The sequence below is a fragment of the Azospirillum ramasamyi genome (genome assembly GCF_003233655.1).
In the GTDB taxonomy this organism is placed as follows: Bacteria; Pseudomonadota; Alphaproteobacteria; order Azospirillales; family Azospirillaceae; genus Azospirillum; species Azospirillum ramasamyi.
In genome coordinates, this window is sequence record NZ_CP029830.1 from 763333 (window position 1) to 777671 (window position 14339).

At 63.8% G+C, this 14339-nt stretch carries 13 protein-coding genes; 7 read left to right on the forward strand and 6 right to left on the reverse strand.

All coding sequences use genetic code 11. The features are described 5' to 3' along the window. Nucleotides 1–182 precede the first annotated feature (182 nt). Nucleotides 183–272 (forward strand): hypothetical protein, encoded by a 90-nt coding sequence (locus DM194_RS29160; RefSeq protein ID WP_111068510.1) that lies wholly within the window; start codon nucleotides 183–185, stop codon nucleotides 270–272. Between the two features lie 88 nt (nucleotides 273–360). On the opposite strand, the gene DM194_RS15880 is transcribed toward DM194_RS29160, so the two are convergent. Beyond that, nucleotides 361–1020: a recombinase family protein gene (locus DM194_RS15880; RefSeq protein WP_111068511.1), complete on the reverse strand. Its 660-nt coding sequence runs from the start codon at nucleotides 1018–1020 to the stop codon at nucleotides 361–363. Nucleotides 1021–1163: 143 nt separating this feature from the next. Between DM194_RS15880 and DM194_RS15885 the strand changes: the two genes are divergently transcribed. After that, nucleotides 1164–2735 (forward strand): SIR2 family protein, encoded by a 1572-nt coding sequence (locus DM194_RS15885; protein WP_111068512.1) that lies wholly within the window; start codon nucleotides 1164–1166, stop codon nucleotides 2733–2735. 366 nt (nucleotides 2736–3101) lie between these two features. Here the strand turns inward: DM194_RS15885 and DM194_RS15890 are convergent, their stop codons facing one another. From DM194_RS15890 to oxlT, 3 genes are all read right to left on the reverse strand, one after another. Then, a complete protein-coding gene (locus tag DM194_RS15890; protein ID WP_111068513.1) occupies nucleotides 3102–4469 on the reverse strand; it encodes a tyrosine-type recombinase/integrase in 1368 nt (455 codons plus the stop codon). Between the two features lie 23 nt (nucleotides 4470–4492). After that, on the reverse strand, nucleotides 4493–5020 hold the full coding sequence (locus tag DM194_RS15895; protein ID WP_111068514.1) for a site-specific integrase: 528 nt from the start codon (nucleotides 5018–5020) through the stop codon (nucleotides 4493–4495). 83 nt (nucleotides 5021–5103) lie between these two features. Continuing rightward, entirely contained in the window at nucleotides 5104–6411 is a 1308-nt protein-coding gene (gene oxlT, locus DM194_RS15900; RefSeq protein ID WP_111068515.1) for an oxalate/formate MFS antiporter, read from the reverse strand. Between the two features lie 356 nt (nucleotides 6412–6767). Between oxlT and DM194_RS15905 the strand changes: the two genes are divergently transcribed. Together DM194_RS15905 and DM194_RS15910 are read left to right on the forward strand one after the other, a co-directional pair. Further along, on the forward strand, nucleotides 6768–7403 hold the full coding sequence (locus DM194_RS15905) for a thiamine phosphate synthase (RefSeq protein WP_111068516.1): 636 nt from the start codon (nucleotides 6768–6770) through the stop codon (nucleotides 7401–7403). A gap of 162 nt (nucleotides 7404–7565) precedes the next feature. Beyond that, entirely contained in the window at nucleotides 7566–8255 is a 690-nt protein-coding gene (locus DM194_RS15910) for a GntR family transcriptional regulator (RefSeq protein ID WP_111068517.1), read from the forward strand. A 109-nt stretch (nucleotides 8256–8364) separates the two neighbouring features. Here the strand turns inward: DM194_RS15910 and pyk are convergent, their stop codons facing one another. Next, nucleotides 8365–9831 carry a pyruvate kinase gene (gene pyk, locus DM194_RS15915; RefSeq protein ID WP_111068518.1) on the reverse strand — a complete coding sequence of 489 codons (1467 nt, stop codon included), beginning with the start codon at nucleotides 9829–9831 and terminating at the stop codon, nucleotides 8365–8367. Nucleotides 9832–10031: 200 nt separating this feature from the next. Between pyk and DM194_RS15920 the strand changes: the two genes are divergently transcribed. The 3 genes from DM194_RS15920 (at nucleotide 10032) to DM194_RS15930 (ending at nucleotide 13316) form a co-directional block, all read left to right on the forward strand. Then, entirely contained in the window at nucleotides 10032–10838 is an 807-nt protein-coding gene (locus DM194_RS15920) for an NUDIX hydrolase (protein ID WP_111068519.1), read from the forward strand. A gap of 142 nt (nucleotides 10839–10980) precedes the next feature. After that, a complete protein-coding gene (locus tag DM194_RS15925) occupies nucleotides 10981–11592 on the forward strand; it encodes an NAD(P)-binding domain-containing protein (protein ID WP_111068520.1) in 612 nt (203 codons plus the stop codon). An 8-nt stretch (nucleotides 11593–11600) separates the two neighbouring features. After that, nucleotides 11601–13316 carry a pyruvate, phosphate dikinase gene (locus tag DM194_RS15930; RefSeq protein ID WP_246024356.1) on the forward strand — a complete coding sequence of 572 codons (1716 nt, stop codon included), beginning with the start codon at nucleotides 11601–11603 and terminating at the stop codon, nucleotides 13314–13316. Between the two features lie 34 nt (nucleotides 13317–13350). Here DM194_RS15930 and DM194_RS15935 read toward each other — a convergent pair whose 3' ends face one another. Further along, entirely contained in the window at nucleotides 13351–14280 is a 930-nt protein-coding gene (locus tag DM194_RS15935) for a histone deacetylase family protein (RefSeq protein ID WP_111068522.1), read from the reverse strand. Nucleotides 14281–14339: the final 59 nt, after the last annotated feature.

Genomic DNA, 14339 nt, shown 5'->3' on the forward strand with positions numbered 1-14339 from the left:
GAGAGTAACAATGTTACGTTCTGAGTGCGGTTCTTATGCCGCTGCCCACCGTGAATACCCCATGAGAGGTTGAGCCTCTGTCACCTGCCTCATAATGTGAAGGGTCATGGATTGGTAGCAATCCCTTGAAGACCCCAACGGGTGCGTGTTGTCACGTAGATTAAGGTCTCCTTAGGCTGATCATGCGTTCGGACAAGCCTGAGGCCCACCAGTTCCAGCAGTGGGTGACGGGGGAGGCGCTGCCCGGCCTAATGTCGGGAAAAACGACATGATCGGTCCAGCGGAATACCGTCTCTGTCTCAGATGGCACGAGAGGCAGCCCCAGGGACGCTGAGGAGGCACATTAAACCTCTGTCACCCTCAGGCACGGGACAACACATTTTTGACAGACTGAGCTGTCCAGGCTCCACCACGGGCCGTACGGACACCCATTTCTCCGAGTCGCTTGGAGATGGCATTCAGGCTCAGCCCCTCACCCTGGAGGCGCTGAATGGTGGGGATAACGGTGGAGGCAAACCCATCAGCCGCCACCTGGGCAGCCTTCCCGCCGTCGCGGTACACAGCACCCCCGAAGCCTTGAGGGTTGCCCAGGCGCGTTCCACGGGCCTTAGCGGCAGCAAGAGCGGCCTTGGTGCGTTGGCTGATACGCTCCCGCTCATCCTCCGCCACCAGTGCCATAATACCGACGGTCAGCCGATTGGCGTTGGGCATGTCAGCCGCCACAAACTCAATCCCAGCATCCCTAAGGTTCAGGAGGAAGGCCGCGTTACGGCTTAGCCTATCCAGCTTGGCAATGACCAGAGTGGCCCCCGTGAGGCGGCATAGCTCCTTAGCCTCCTCCAGCTTAGGCCGGTCATTCCGTTTCCCACTCTCCACCTCCGTAAACTCAGCCAGGAGCTTCCAATTGCCTCCATTGAGGTAGGAGCTGACGGCAACCTGCTGAGCCTCCAGGCCAAGCCCAGAGCGGCCTTGCTTGTCCGTAGACACACGGTAGTAGGCCACGAATTTGCCGTCCATCATCCACCTTCCAAATCACCGAGACGAACGTTACGGAGATTTATATAACGGCAACACCAGATTTTTGCCATATCTATTGTGGTAGTTGGATTGCTCTCATAAGGTGTGTCGTGGTCGTTAAGATGCCCGAATATGAGGACAGGTAAATGGCTTTAGATGAGGAATTAGCGAAGCACCTCATGCAGTTCCAAACAGCTCCTTTTCTATTCATTGGCTCTGGCATGTCACGCCGCTATATGGGCCTGGAGAGCTGGGAAGCCCTTCTAGAAAAGTTTAGTGTCTTTACTGATCATCCATATGCGTTCTACCGCTCAAAGGCCGAGAGTGACTTGCCTATTGCAGCCTCTCTGATCGCTGCCAATTTCAATGAGAAATGGTGGACCGAAGCCGAGTACGCCGACAGCCGCAAGAGCTACGAAAAGTTCTGCACATCAGAACGCTCAGCTCTAAAGATCGAGATATGCCGCTATTTGTCTGAAGTAGTATCAAAACGCGCTACGCCTGCGGAGCTGGCCGTCGAAATTGACGCCTTGAAGAGTGTGGTTGTCGACGGAATTATTACAACGAATTGGGACCTGTTTATTGAAAGCGTTTTCCCTGATTTCAAGCCGTATATCGGTCAGGATCAACTTCTTTTCGGATCACCTCAAGGCATTGCCGAAATATACAAGATACACGGCAGCGTCACTGATCCAAATTCACTGGTTCTCACCAATGAAGACTATCAAGAATTTAACAAGAAAAACCCCTACCTCGCCGCAAAGCTACTTACTACTTTCATAGAGCATCCTATTGTCTTCATTGGCTATTCGCTTTCTGACAAGAACATCCTTTCGATCATTGAGGCGATCACAGGCTGTCTGAACAATACTACTGTAGCCAAGCTACAAGATCGCCTTATTTTTATTGAGTGGAAGCAAGGCGTAAAAGATGGGTCTATGGTTAACAGCGTTATCAATCAAGGTGGCATTCAGATACCCGTTAAGTACATAGTAACAGACAGCTTCACCCCGATATACAAAGCAATGTCGGAAATTCAAAGAAGATTTCCAGCTCAAGTTCTGCGCCGGTTAAAGGATCAGGTGTACGATTTGGTATTAAACAATGACTCAAAATCAAAGCTGTATGTGAAGGACATTGACGAAAACACCCCGGCAGAAGACATAGACGTTGTCTTTGGCGTTGGAGCTATTAAGAAGCTTCAAGAAGTCGGCTATGTGGGGATCAGCAGGGATCATATATTGCGCGATATTGTGTACGATGACGGCGATTTTAATGCAGAGTCCTTGCTGGTACGGACCATGGATGGTATAATGAAGGGGGGAACAAAATTTGTTCCAATCTTCAAGTACCTCCGCAAATCTGGACGCATCAACCCTGACGGGACCATCAATATAGACGGATTGCCAGATAGGGTGATCAAAGGCGCCGCCAGGGAAAGAGAGTTCTTCTATCCAACACAAGCAACATATAGGAAAAAATTTGAAAGCCGAAGGTCATACAAGAAGGGAATTTCCTATATCGAGTCCAAGGAGGGAGTTGAGTGCGCTGTGAATATGGCTTGCTTTTTAGATCCTGATTTCGTCAATTGCGATGATCTAAAAGAATTTGTAAAGAAACATATCCGCCTTCTTGATGGAAAATCCACGGCGAGAACCGCCATGTCACGTTTGATCTGTTTTTACGATTGGTCCTGCTACGGTCGTGCACTGGAATAGAAATCAGTCCGAAGTGCTAACGATTATGCTTGGCATTGGTCGTGCCAGCGTTTTCCGCATCCTGGAGGACGCTGGACAGGAGGAGGCAGCCTGAGTGCTGACACCCCTGGAGGGACGTTAGGAGTCCCAGGGAGTGTCTATGCGCTACCCTGGGGGCTTCCTGAAACCAACTCCACCAATCATGCCTAAAGGTTGATGTTGTTGTGGTTGTTCTTACCCTTCAGCCCGGAGCCCTCCTCCAGAAACCAGAGAGAGGGGACCTGGGGGGCTCCATGTTGGAGAGAACTCCCGTGGGACTCCGTGGGTCCCATCTGGCCCACCCCCTGGGGGGCTTCATACGCTCCGCAGCAAGACGGCGGGTGTGTTTCAGGAGGTGGGGGTTACCAGAGTGGGGGTGGAGGTTGCTGAAGGCGCCCATAGCGCTCTCATGACCTCCTTGGGATAGGCCACCTTCTCAATGGTAGCCCTGAGGTTCACCATTTCTCCCTTGCTGTAGCGACCATAGGTCATGTCCCCACGCTCATGACCGACCAACAATTTTGCTGTGTGTATGGGCACCTCAGCAGCTTCCAGGGCCTCAATGAGGTTCTTCCGGGTGCTGTGGAAGACGGTCGCGGGATCGTCAACGTTGAGCTTGCGGCGCTCTCTGGTGAACTTCTTGGAGACGTTCCAGGAGCGCTTTTTGTCTGGACCACCTGGGGTTAGCCCAGGGACCAACCAGCCCTCAGAATTGGCTTTGGCTGCTTGGGCTCCCTTCACCATTTGCTCCACAACAGCCTTGATCGCAGAGTGGATCGGGACGGTGCGGACAGCGTTCTCAGTCTTGCCCTCCCTGATGGACAGCCATAGCCCGTCCTCACGCTTAACCACATCGGTGAGCTTGAGCGAACACAGCTCATCCAGGCGGGCACCAGTGAACAGCCCAAGGCGGAAGAGGTTTCCCAGTGGATGCGCCTCCAGTCCGCTCAAGAGTATTGTGATTTCCTGGGTGGTGTATTGGCGGCGGACGGTCTGAGTTCCCCCCTTTTTCTGCTTGGTCGGAAGCGATTGACCAACCCAGGGGTTCACCTCAACAAACCCTTTTCTCTCCAACCACCGCCACCACATAGACAGAGAACTGATGTGTCGGTTGGTCGTCTTGGCTGTCAGCCCTTCAAAGTCTTCACTGACGTACCGTCCAGCAATGCGTTTCGTGACCTCAGACAGCATGACCAGATCGGCCTTCTTCGCCCATTCTACGAAGCGTTCAGCATCAGACCTGTACTGACCGGCTGTCTGCTTCGTGATGGTCCGAGATGCCTCCTTGAGCCACGTGTCCAGGGTATCGTTCAGGAGTGGACTGGAGCTGGTGGCAACGCGAAAGTAGGTCGCGGCTGCCTGGGGACCTCTGGTGGCCTCCAAGTCCATGGCCTCCTCAACGATGTCGTCAAACACGTCATCGCGGGCGGTGTTCTCAGTCTCCCGGTCTGGAGTCGTATCGGCAGAGGTCAAGGCCTCACGGCGGTTCAAGGCCACCTGGAGGAGGTTTTGGTTTTCACCTTTCTCCAGCGCCTCAAACTGCCCCTTGATCCGGGCCAATGCTGCATAACGGAGAGTCTGTGCCTCAGGGAGCGAGCGGGTCCCAAGGGTCTCAACAATGGTCGTTTTTCCCAGAATTTTCTGGAGCTTTACGGGCACCTTGACGACCACGTACCACGTTTGTCGTCTTTGGATCAGGTATTTGGTGTCAGGCAATTTGCGTCCTCTGGTTTCACACGTTAGTACCACACGTTGGTGCTACAAAAGTGAGGAAAACCAAGGCCTCCAAGGCTTTCAGATGTGACTTCTGTAGGGTCCCATCCCCTCCGCCACCGCAAGGTTTTCACAAGAAATTTAATACCTTGGCCGGTGGCCGTCGCGGTTGTTGGGAGCTGCGACTGCTGGCAAACCGTTATACCTGTGCCGGCTTTTGTGCCGTCCCTGTTTGGCACGTACCCCAGATAAATCTCCGTCGTTTTCACGCTGCTGTGCCCCAGATGCTTGGACAGCGCGCAGATGTCCAAGCCGTTCTGCAGCGCCCGTACCGCAAAGCTGTGCCGCAGATCATGGCACCGGAAGGGCCGGAACGATGTGCCGACTCCTGTGCCGACTTCACCATCTGCGCAAACCGGGCGCTGACGTTCAGATACCGGCTGCCCTCGTCGTGCCAGAACACGAACTCCGATCCCAGGAAGCGGGGCAGGATGCCGGGCGCTTATCGACGGATTCACTCGCGCCGATGCCGAACTCCGCCGCGGCGGCTCCACCGGCGCTGATCCTGCGGAGGGTGATGCCGAGAGACGCGCCCGCCCTGGGGCAGGCGCGTCCTTTCAGCGTCCATTCGCGTCGGTCAGTCGGCCAGCCGGGTGGTCAGGCGCGGCGCCGTGTCGGTGGCGGCGGCGATGTAGCGGGCGCGGCGCGGCTTCAGGACGAACATGGCGAGGAAGGCGGCCAGCACGTTGACGATGGCGACGCTGTAGAAGACGGTCTGCCAGCTGCCGGTCGCCTCGACCATCAGATTGCCGAAGGGGACCAGCAGGGCCGCCGTGCCCTTGGCGGTGTAGAGAAGCCCGGCATTGGTGGCGGCGAAGCGCGAGCCGAAGGTATCGGCGCAGCAGGCCGGGAACAGGCTGAAAATCTCGCCCCAGGCGAAGAACACCAGGCCGGTCAGGATGACGAAGGCCAGCGGGTCGGCGCCGTAGGCGCTGAGCGCCATCACGCCGACCGCTTCGATGGCGAAGGCGATGAACATGGTGTTCTCGCGGCCGATATGGTCGGACACCCAGCCGAAGAAGGGCCGCGTGATGCCGTTCATCACCCGATCGACGGACAGGGCGAAGGTCAGGGCCGGCAGGGTCAGGCCCAGGATGCTGACCGGCGCATCGACCAGACCCATGTCCGCGGCGATGGGGCCGAGCTGTGCCGTCACCATCAGACCGCCGGCGGCGACCATGGTGAACATGGCGTACATGATCCAGAAGACGGGGGTGCGCAGCATCTCCTGAGGGGTGAAGTGACGGCGCTCGGCTGCGGCGGTCGCGGTCGAGCGGCCGTAGCCCATCTTCGGCGGGTCGGCCAGGAAGCAGGCCAGCACCAGGATCACCAGCCCCTGACCCAGCCCGAACACCAGGAAGGTCTGCTCGAAGCCGGAGGTTTCGATCATCGTGGCGATCGGGACGATGGTCAGTGCGGAGCCGGCGCCGAAGCCCGCGGCGGTCAGGCCGGCGGCAAGGCCGCGGCGGTCGGGGAACCACTTCAGGGCGTTGCCGACGCAGGTGCCATAGACGCTGCCGGCGCCGATGCCGCCGATCACCGCGGCGAGATAGAGCAGCGTCAGCGAATCCGCCACCGCGTTCAGCGCCCAGGACAGGGCGCACAGCACGCCGCCGACCACCACGACGATGCGCGGGCCGAACTTGTCGACGAACCATCCCTCCACCGGCACCAGCCAGGTTTCGGTGATGATGAAGATGGTGAAGGCCACCTGAATCGCGGTGCGGCCCCAGCCATGCTTGTCGTCGATCGGCTCGACGAACAGGGTCCAGCCATATTGCAGGTTGGCGATCATCGACATGCAGACGATGCCGATTGCCAGCTGCATCCAGCGCCCGCCCCAGGGTGCGACCTGAGCGGTGTTGCCGTGCGCTTCACGCACCATGTTCTACCTCCCCGTTTCCACCCGACAGCATCTGTTCGGACGTCCGGACCTTTTGCTTTTTCGTGGCTTTGCCATGCGCTTTTGGTGTCTGGTCCGGAAATTGATCAAGAGACGGAGCGATTCGGCGCCAACTTATGGTTGTTGGCATGCCAAATGCCCCATGCCCCTTAACGATCATCAGTTTGACGAACAGTGTCAATACAAAGCAATTTGACGGGTCGTGAGGATCCGCGTTTTGTCTAAGAGAATCCGCTTAATTTCCGCATTTTGGAAAGATTTGGATCCAGTATATGGCCGAAAGAGGTAATTCGATGCGATCCTGCCTGGCCGAATTGGAGGGGGGTGGACCTGTGATTATGCCTGTGCCGCCGTTGCTGGTGATCACCGACCGGAAGCTGTCGCCGCTCCCGCTGCCGGAGTTGGCCGACCGGCTCTTCGCCTCGGGCGTGCGCTGGCTATCCTTGCGCGACAAGGATTTACCGGATGGCGACCGTCTGGAACTCGCCCGCGCTCTGCTTCGGCGGGCCCGGCCTTGGGGGGGCAGGGTCACCCTGCACGGCGATCCGGCGCTGGCGGCGGTCGCGGGGGTGGATGGGGTGCATCTGCCGGCCGGTTCCGATCCGGCGGCGGCGCGTGCCCTGCTTGGCCCGGCGGCGCTGATCGGGCTGTCGGGACACGACTCGGACGGTGTCGATCTGGTCGAACGGGTGCGCGGACAGGTCGATTACCTGACCCTGTCACCGATCTTCCCATCGGCCAGCAAGCCGGGCTATGGGCCGTGCCTCGGCACCTCAGGGTTGCGCCGGTGGACGGAACGGGGCGTGCCCGTGGTCGCGTTGGGCGGAGTCGACGGGGCGCAGGCGGTGGCGGATTGCCTTGCCGCCGGCGCCGCCGGGGTAGCGGTGATGGGATTGGCGATGCGCGATCCGCAAGCGCTGGCTCGGCTGCTTGCGAAGGTGGTTGATGAATCTGCGCGATCGCCCCATAGTTGAAATCAGGCGGGCTTCCGCCGCGTCCCTCTGGACATTTCAGCGCCTTGCAAGCATTTGGTATGTAGGATACGAAAAGACCGAAGGACCAGAGCCGGCGCCCGACCGGCCGGATCCTGACCGGGCGCACCGCAATACCCGGCGAGACATAAGGACATCCACTTCATGACCGTTCCCGCTCTCAACGTTCAGCCCCTCGACACTGGAACGACCTTCCGCAGTCAGGTCTATCACGCGCTGAAGCAGGCGATCACGGAAATGGACATCTACGACCACGACCGCGAGATCCGGCTGGACGAACGGCAGCTCAGCGACAAGCTCGGCGTCAGCCGCACCCCGATCCGCGAGGCGCTGACGCTGCTGGAGCAGGAGGGCTTCATCCGCCTGCAGCCGCGCCGCGGCATCTTCGTGGTGCGCAAGACCAAGACCGAGATCATCGAGATGATCCAGGTCTGGGCGGCTCTCGAAGGCATGGCCGCCCGCATAGCCGCCGAACACGCCCCGGCGGCGGAGATCCACAAGCTGTGGGATCTGTTCGGCAGTTTCGAGCAGCGCAGCCCGAAGGACCATGTCAACGAATATTCCGACGCCAACATCGCCTTCCACAAGAGCATCATCCAGCTGAGCGGGTCGAAGCTGATCCAGGACGTCACCGACAACCTGTTCATCCACATGCGGGCGATCCGCAAGCTGACCATCGGTCAGGAGGACCGGGCAGAACGCTCGATCCACGACCACCGCGCCATCATCAAGGCCCTGGAAGAACGTAACGCCGACCTCGCCGAAAAGCTGGTGCGCGAACACACCATGGGTCTGGCCAAGCATGTGGAGAAGCACTGCGACTTTCTGGAGTGAGCGGGGTCAATCCCCGCTGATCTTCTCCACCCCGCCCCCGGTCGGTCAAAAGCCGGTCCGACGGCGGGAGAGGGGGAGGGGTGCGGGGATTGACCGACGGCGCCTTGTCTTACGCCGTCACCGCCTCACGCTGGCCCGCTTCCACCTTCGGCGCATCCTCCCCGCCGATGGTCACCACGCGCAGGGAATTGGTCTTGCCCGGCGTACCGAACGGAACACCCGCCGTCACCACCAGCGACTCGCCCGGCTTGCCGATGTCGGCATCCGCCGCCGCGGTCAGGGCGCGGCCGACCATCTCCGAGAAATTCGCCACGTCGTCGGTCAGTACCGCGTGGACACCCCAGGCCAGCGACAGCCGCCGCGCGGTTTCGTGCTGGGCGCTGAGGCCGAGGATCGGCACGCCGGGACGTTCGCGCGAGGCGCGCAGCGTGGTCGAGCCGGTGGTGGTGTAGGTGACGATGGCGGCGGCGCTGATGGTCTCCGCCACCTGGCGGGCGGCGGCGGTCAGCGCGTCGGCGGCGGTCGCCTCCGGGCGCGGGTGGTCGGCGTCCATGATGCGGCGGTAGAGCGGGTCGCCCTCCACCCGGCGGATGATGCGCTCCATCATCGCCACCGCTTCCACCGGGAAACGGCCGGAAGCCGATTCGGCGGACAGCATCACCGCATCCGCCCCGTCATAGACGGCGTTGGCGACGTCCGACGCCTCGGCGCGGGTCGGGGTCGGTTCCGACACCATGGATTCCAGCATCTGGGTGGCGACGATCACCGGCTTGCCCATGGCGCGGCTGAGGCGGATCATCTTCTTCTGCAGGCCCGGCACATCCTCCGGCGGCAGTTCGACGCCCAGATCGCCGCGCGCGACCATCACCGCGTCGGACAGCTCGATGATGCGGTCCAGCGTCGGCAGGGCCGCCGGCTTCTCGATCTTGGTCATCACATGGGCGCGCCCGCCGATCAGCTCGCGCGCCTCCAGAATGTCCTCCGGCCGCTGGACGAAGCTGAGGCCGATCCAGTCCACCCCAAGTTCCAGTCCGAAGGCGAGGTCGCTGCGGTCCTTCTCCGACAGGGCGCTGAGCGCCAGCGCGGCACCCGGCACATTGACGCCCTTGCGGTCGGACAGGGTGCCGCCGGCCACCACTTCCGTCTCGGCGAAGTCGGGGCCGCAGTCGAGAACGCGCAGCCGGATGCGTCCGTCGTTCAGCAGCAGGTCCAGCCCTGGCTGCAGGCTGGCGAACACCTCGGCATGGGGCAGGCAGACGCGGCGGCTGTCGCCCGGCCGGCGGTCGAGATCCAGGCGGAAGCGGTCGCCGATGGCGAGGTCCACCGGCCCGAAGCCGAAGGTTCCGACCCGCAGCTTCGGCCCCTGGAGGTCGAGAAGCACGCCGATCGGCCGACCCAGCCGCTCTTCGGTGGCACGGATGCGGGCATAGCGCTCGGCATGTTCGGCCTGGGTGCCGTGGCTGGCGTTCAGGCGGAAGACGTTCACGCCGGCCTGGGCCAGGGCGGTGATCTGGCTTTCCGACGAGCTGGAGGGCCCCAGCGTGGCGACGATCTTGGTGCTGCGGTGAAACGGCATGACGACAGCCTTCCTCCGCCCGGCCCTCGACGCGGAGGGGCGGGACTGGCGAATGATGGTGCGCTGATTGGCGGTGATGGGGGGATGCTGGAAGGGATAGGCCGGATGGTCAAACGCCGCCCGTCTTGTATTCCGCATCGTGAGAGTGGTTCATTCCGCCGCACATGGACAGGCGAAAGGATGGTCGGCGACACTGGGGCATGTCCGATACCGCCCCCCGCACCCCCGTTCCGCCCCATCCCGCCGCCACCCTGATCCTGCTGCGCGACGGGCCGGACGGCCTGGAACTGCTGGCGATCGAGCGGCATTCCGGCCTCCGCTTCGCTCCCGGCGCCACCGTGTTCCCCGGTGGCCGGCTGGAGGCGGCGGACCATGATCCATCCTGGCGCGGCCGGTGGACAGGCCCCAAAGCGCCGGCCGATCTGGCCCACCGTGTCGCCGCTGTCCGGGAATGCGTGGAGGAATGCGGCATCCTGCTGTCCCGCGACCCGGTGCGGGCCGCGGCGCTTGCCGGCCTGCGCCAGGCGATGGCGGCAGGGCAGGGGTTCGGGGCCGCGCTGGCGCCGGCGGGACTGGCGCCGGCGCTGGAGCGCATGGCGCCGCTGGCGCGCTGGGTGACGCCCGAAAATCTGCCGCGGCGTTTCGACACTCTGTTCTTCCTCGCTCCGGCGCCTTCGGGACAGGAACCGCTCTGCGACGGCGGCGAGGCGGTCGGCGCGTTGTGGGCGACCCCGCGCCGTCTGCTGGAGGAGGAGAAGGCCGGCCGGCGGCGGCTGGTCTTCGCCACGCGGATGACCCTGCGGCGGCTGGCCGGCTGTCCCGACACGGCGGCGGCAATGGACGGAGCAGCGGCCTGCCCGACGGCCATTGCGGGGGGCGGCGAGCGGTTGCCTGCGCCGATCCTGCCACGGCTGGTTGAGACGGCGGCCGGTCCGGTCTGGCGGATCCCGGCGGGCTGCGGCTTTTTGCCCCTGGAGACATCGGCCGAAGATGTTAGGCTTGGGTAAGAATAGGTAAGTCCAGACGGGTTTCCGCATTGTGAAAATTGCGTGGCAGTGCTATTGTGCGATGCGGTGTGCGCGATGAAGCTCCCCCTCGACGCCCGGCTGCCCAACAAGGGCACCGGCGCGGAAGCGGGAGGATCGCGGAATGGATATCGGATTCATCGGGGGTGGTGAGGTGGCCGATGCGATCATGGACAGGCTGCGGGAAGTGGGGCACCGGCTCCATCACCACTCCCACTCCCACTCCCACGCCCATTCCTACGACCATGCCCGCGGGCCGCTCCGTGCCCTCGCTGAACGCTGCGACGTCGTCATGATGCTGCTGCCCGATTCCCGCACCGTGGAGAGGGCGCTGTTCGCCGATGCCGGGCTTGCCTCCGCCCTGCCCGGCGTCGGGCTGCTGATCGACCTGTCCCCCCTGCCGCCGGAGTCGGCTGCCGCCAACGCGGCTCGCATCGCGGATTTGGGTGGGCAACTGGTCGATGCACCGGTCAGCCGCGGCGCGAAAGGGTACAGGATCGACCTTGGCGGCAGCGATGCGGCCTGTGCGTGGGCGGAATCGGTGCTGCGGGTGTTTACCTCCACAGTCGAGCGGGCCGGTGGTCCGGGGGCTGGGCAGCGGGCCCGTCTGGCGCGGAGCGCGGACCGGACCGCCGGCCGGACCGCCGGTCGGACCGACGACGACCCGGATGGGCTGCACCGGCTGCTGCGCCTGATGGCTTTCGACGAGGCCGATTGTGCGTTGAGCGCAGGATGACCACAACCATGATGCCCGATTTCCCCGCCGCCCGCCGTCCCGCTCCGGCCATCGCCGCCCCGGTCATCGCCGTGCCGTCAAGCGCGGCCCCGCCGGAGCTGATCGTTCCCTTCGGTTCCGGTCTCTCCCGGCCAGCCGACGTGGATCGGTTGGGCAACAAGGGCGCGCGGCTGGTGGAGATGGCCGGGCTCGGTATCCCGGTGCCGCCGGGCTTTGTCATCGCGGCGGAGGCCGGGCAGGGGCTGGCCGCCGGGGAGCCGCTGCCGGCCGCCCTGTGCGCGGCGATCGACGAGGCGATCGCGTCGCTGGAGAAGCGGGCGGGCGGGCGCTTCGGCGATGCCGGCCGGCCGCTTCTGCTGTCGGTCCGCTCGGGCGCGGCGGTGTCGATGCCCGGCATGATGGACAGCATCCTGAATCTGGGGCTCAACGACCGGACGGTGGCGGGGCTGACGGCGGCATCGGGGGATGCCCGCTTCGCCCATGACTGCTATCGGCGCCTGGTCCAGTCCTTCGGCTGCGTCGTCATGGGCGTGCCCGGCCACCGTTTCGAGGATCTGCTGGAGGAGTACAAGGACGAGCGGGGCCTCCTGCGCGACGGCGACCTGACGGCGGAGGACTGGCGGAGCCTGCTGCCGCGCTTCCTGCAGTTGGTGGAGACGCGCTGCGCCCGGCCTTTCCCGCAGGATCCGGCGGAACAGCTGCGCATGGCCGTGGCGGCGGTGTTCCGCTCCTGGATGAATCCGCGGGCGGTCGCCTTCCGCGCCCTGCACGGCATCCCGGAGGATATGGGCACGGCGGTGACGGTGCAGGCGATGGTGTTCGGCAATCGCGGGCAGGACTCCGGCACCGGCGTGCTCTTCACCCGCGATCCCTCCACCGGCGCCCCCGGCCTGTGCGGCGAGTTCCTGGCCAATGCCCAGGGGGAGGACGTGGTGTCCGGCACCCGCGATCCCGATCCGCTCAGCGCCGCCCAGCCGCATCCGGAGCGGTCGATGGAGCGCCGGCAGCCCGCGGTCTACGCCGAGCTTCGCGCGGTGTCGGAACGGCTGGAGCGCGCCTTCGGCGACATGCAGGACATCGAATTCACCGTGGAGTCCGGGAGGCTGTTCGTCCTGCAATCCCGCAGCGGCAAGCGGTCGCCGGAAGCGGCCGTGCGCATCGCCGTCGACATGGCGGAGGAGGGGATCATCGGCCGGGACGAGGCGGTGCGCCGCGTCGATCCCCAGGCGCTGGACGAGCTGCTGCGTCCCACCCTGGCGCCCGACGCCCTTGCCGGCGCGATCGCCATGGGGCTGCCGGCTTCGCCCGGCGCGGTGACCGGCCGTGCCGCCTTCACGACTGAGGACGCCATCCGTCTCGCCCGCGCCGGCGCGCCGGTGGTGCTGTGCCGGCCGGAAACCTCGCCGGAGGATATTCACGGCATGCAGGCCGCCGCCGGCATCGTCACCGCGCGCGGCGGTTTCACCAGCCACGCCGCCACCGTCGCCCGCGGCATGGGCCGCCCTTGCGTCTGCGGCGCCCGCGCCCTGCGGATCGATGTCGAGGCCGGGCTGATGCAGGTGGGCGAGGTGACGGTCCGCACCGGCGACCTGCTGACCATCGACGGCAGCAACGGCGCGGTGGTGCTGGGCACGGCCCCCTTGCAGCGGCCGGAGCCGGACGGCGCCGTCGCGCGGCTGCTGGAATGGGCGCGCGGCTGCGGGATCGGATGCGCGGCGGATTGAGGACAACCCGCCGCCGTTTCCGCCCGGACTTTCCTTACGCCCGCATCAACGCCTTCAGATGCGCCGCGCAGCCTTCGGCCAGTCCGGTCGCGTCATAGCCGCCTTCCAGCGCCGAGACGACCCGCCCGCCGCAGACCCGGTCGGCGAGATCGACCAGCTTGTGGGTCACCCACTCGAAATCCTCGTCCGTAAGGCCGAGCTGGGCCAGCGGATCGCGCTTGTGCGCGTCGAAGCCGGCCGAGATCAGCAGCAATTCGGGCTGAAAGGCCTCCAGCGCCGGCAGGATCGCACGCTCCACCGCCTGGCGGAACTCGACGGAACCGCTGTAGGGCTCCAGCGGCAGGTTCAGGATGTTGTCGTCCACCCCGCGTTCCCAGGAATTGCCGGTGCCGGGATAGAGCGGCGACTGGTGGGTGGAGGCGAAGAACAGGTCGGGGTCGTCGGCGAACATCGCCTGGGTGCCGTTGCCGTGGTGGACGTCGAAATCGACAACGGCGACGCGCTTCAGGCCATGCGTCTTGCGGGCATGCTCCGCCCCGACCGCGATGTTGTTGAAGACGCAGAATCCCATGGCGCGGGCCGGTTCGGCATGGTGGCCGCAGGGGCGCACGGCGCAGAAGGCGTTCGTCGCCTCGCCGGCCAGCACGGCATCGACCGCGGCACACACCGAACCGGCCGCGCGCAGGATCGCCCCGCGCGATCCCGGCGACAGCAGCGTGTCGCCGTCCAGCCGGACGTAACCGTCCTCGGGCACCGCCTGCAGAACCGCTTCCACATACTGGCGGTCATGGACCCGCGACAGCTGTTCCACATCGGCCTCGGGCGCGGACCGGCGCTCCAGGTCGCGGAACTCCGGCCGGTCGAGAACCTGCCACACGACGGTCAGCCGATCCGGTGCCTCGGGATGGCCGGGGCCGGTGTCGTGGTCGAAGCAATCGTGATGGGTGAAGATCAGGGTGGTCACGGAGCGGCTTCTCCCATGGTAAAGGCGCCGCCGGCCTCATGGGCTGGCGGCGCCGGGTT

Bases quoted from the DNA above. Each gene is read 5' to 3' on its own strand.
- DM194_RS29160 (WP_111068510.1), top strand. From the start codon at position 183: ATGCGTTCGGACAAGCCTGAGGCCCACCAGTTCCAGCAGTGGGTGACG.
- DM194_RS15880 (WP_111068511.1), bottom strand. From the start codon at position 1,020: ATGATGGACGGCAAATTCGTGGCCTACTACCGTGTGTCTACGGACAAG.
- DM194_RS15885 (WP_111068512.1), top strand. From the start codon at position 1,164: ATGGCTTTAGATGAGGAATTAGCGAAGCACCTCATGCAGTTCCAAACA.
- oxlT (WP_111068515.1), bottom strand. From the start codon at position 6,411: ATGGTGCGTGAAGCGCACGGCAACACCGCTCAGGTCGCACCCTGGGGC.
- DM194_RS15905 (WP_111068516.1), top strand. From the start codon at position 6,768: ATGCCTGTGCCGCCGTTGCTGGTGATCACCGACCGGAAGCTGTCGCCG.
- DM194_RS15910 (WP_111068517.1), top strand. From the start codon at position 7,566: ATGACCGTTCCCGCTCTCAACGTTCAGCCCCTCGACACTGGAACGACC.
- pyk (WP_111068518.1), bottom strand. From the start codon at position 9,831: ATGCCGTTTCACCGCAGCACCAAGATCGTCGCCACGCTGGGGCCCTCC.
- DM194_RS15920 (WP_111068519.1), top strand. From the start codon at position 10,032: ATGTCCGATACCGCCCCCCGCACCCCCGTTCCGCCCCATCCCGCCGCC.
- DM194_RS15925 (WP_111068520.1), top strand. From the start codon at position 10,981: ATGGATATCGGATTCATCGGGGGTGGTGAGGTGGCCGATGCGATCATG.
- DM194_RS15930 (WP_246024356.1), top strand. From the start codon at position 11,601: ATGATGCCCGATTTCCCCGCCGCCCGCCGTCCCGCTCCGGCCATCGCC.